This window comes from Pseudonocardia sp. McavD-2-B (assembly GCF_024124365.1).
In the GTDB taxonomy this organism is placed as follows: Bacteria; Actinomycetota; Actinomycetes; order Mycobacteriales; family Pseudonocardiaceae; genus Pseudonocardia; species Pseudonocardia alni.
The window spans coordinates 1-1,951 of sequence record NZ_JAMXSG010000489.1; the positions used below are offsets into that span (position 1 = coordinate 1).

General features: G+C 77.1%; 2 protein-coding genes and 1 pseudogene. All 3 read left to right on the plus strand.

Features of this window, described 5'->3' with window-relative positions; all coding sequences use genetic code 11:
• On the plus strand, positions 1 to 633 hold a 633-nt coding region (locus NH602_RS30535; RefSeq protein ID WP_374210287.1), incomplete at its 5' end, for a sensor histidine kinase.
• 29 nt (positions 634 to 662) lie between these two features.
• Positions 663 to 1,598, plus strand: a complete 936-nt coding sequence (locus NH602_RS30540) for an ABC transporter ATP-binding protein (protein ID WP_253069647.1) — start codon at positions 663 to 665, stop codon at positions 1,596 to 1,598.
• Positions 1,595 to 1,951 (plus strand): annotated as a pseudogene (locus NH602_RS30545) (hypothetical protein); the annotation flags it as partial. The gene NH602_RS30540 and the pseudogene NH602_RS30545, both read left to right, overlap by 4 nt.

Here is a 1,951-nt window from a genome sequence, read left to right on the forward strand (position 1 = left end):
GCCCACCACGTCTCCGCGGTGGCGGTGCAGGCCGGGGCCGCGCGGCTCGCCGCCGACCCGGCGACGCGCGCCGAGGCGCTCGGGCACATCGCCGACTCGGTGCGCCGGGTCGCCGAGGCGCTGCCCGCGCTGGCCGACCTGGGTCCGGACCCGGACGGCGCGGACCTGTCCCCCGCCGCGCTGGAGGCGCTGGTGGCGCCGTCCCGCTCGGCGGGTCTGCCGGTCGCGGTGACGGTCGAGGGCGCTCCGGCGGAGACGCCCGGTGAGGCGGAGCTGTTCGCGCGGCGCATCGTCACCGAGGCCCTGACCAACACCCTGCGCCACGCCGGGCCCACCCCCACCCGGGTGCGGGTCACCCAGGGCGGCGCCGACGAGCCCGTCGTCGTGGAGGTCGACGACGACGGCCCGGTACCCGGCCACCGACCTGACGGGACCGGCTCCGGCCTGGGCCTGCTCGGCATGCGGGAACGGGTCGCGCTGCTCGGCGGCGACCTGTGCACCGGCCCCGGCGACGGTCCGGGGTGGACGGTCCGCGCGGTGCTGCCCCGCAGCCCGCTCGTCCGCGAGGACGACCTCGCCGCGTCGCCGATCTCGTCCTGCGCGCCGATCCGCGAGGGGACACCCGGCTCGTAGCGTCGGCCCCCACGAGCGGGGAGGGACCGATGACAGCACAGCAGCAGCTCCGGGCCGGGCCGGTGACCGGCACCGGCGCGACGCTCGAGATCGACGCGCTGACCAAGCGCTACGGCGGCACGGTCGCCCTGGACGGGGTGAGCTTCGACGTCCGCCCGGGCGAGATCTTCGGCTTCGTCGGCTCCAACGGCGCCGGGAAGACGACGACGATGCGGATCGCCCTCGGGGTGCTGGCGGCGGACTCCGGGCAGGTCCGCCTCGGCGGGCGCCCGGTCGATCTCGACGTGCGCCGCACGATCGGCTACATGCCCGAGGAGCGCGGGCTGTACCCGAAGATGAAGGTCGGCGAGCAGCTCACCTACCTGGCCGAGCTGCACGGCGTCGACCGGGCCGCGGCGCGCCGGGCGGTGCTGCGCTGGGCCGAGCAGCTCGGCGTCGATCACCGGCTCAGTGACACCGTCGACGCGCTCAGCCTGGGCAACCAGCAGCGCGTGCAGCTGGCCGCCGCGCTCGTGCACGACCCGGCGGTGCTGGTGCTCGACGAGCCGTTCTCCGGGCTGGACCCGGTCGCCGTCGACGTGATGAGCGAGGTGCTGCGGGAGAAGGCCCGCGCCGGGGTGCCGGTGCTGTTCTCCAGCCACCAGCTCGACCTGGTGCAGCGGCTGTGCGACCGGGTCGGGATCCTCGTGGCCGGCCGGATGCGGACCGTCGGCACCGTCGGCGAGGTGCGCCGCGGTGGCGGCACCCGGCTGGAGGTCCACGCCCCCGCCGCCGCACCCGGCTGGGCGCAGGGCCTGCCCGGGGTCACCGTGCTCACCCACGACCGCGGCCGCACCGTCCTGGCGCTCGGCGACGGCGCCGACGACCAGCGGGTCCTCGCCGCGGCGCTCGCCACCGGGCCGGTGCGCGGATTCACCGTCACCACGCCGTCGCTGACCGATCTGTACCGGGAGGTCGTCGCATGACCGGGCCCGCCACCCTGCCCGCGCACCGCGCGGTCGCGCTCGTCGCGCGTCGCGAGTTCCGGGTGCAGGTGCACAAGCGCAGCTTCTGGATCAGCAACGCGATCATGGTGCTGGTCATCGTCGGCGGCATGGTCGCCTACGCGGTGTTCGGCTCCGGCGGCGACGACCGTCCCACCGTCGGGGTCTCCGGGGACGCCTCGCTCGCCGCGGCGGTCACGACCGCCGGGGAGCGGCTCGGCCTGCCCGTCGAGGTCCGGGAGGTGCCGTCCGCGGCCGCCGGGCGCGACGCCGTCGCCGCCGGGGACCCCGACGTCGCCCTGACCGCGGACGGCCCGGCGGGCGCGGTCGCCGTC

Coding starts and splice junctions, on each gene's coding strand:
- NH602_RS30540 (WP_253069647.1), top strand. CDS start 663: ATGACAGCACAGCAGCAGCTCCGGGCCGGGCCGGTGACCGGCACCGGC.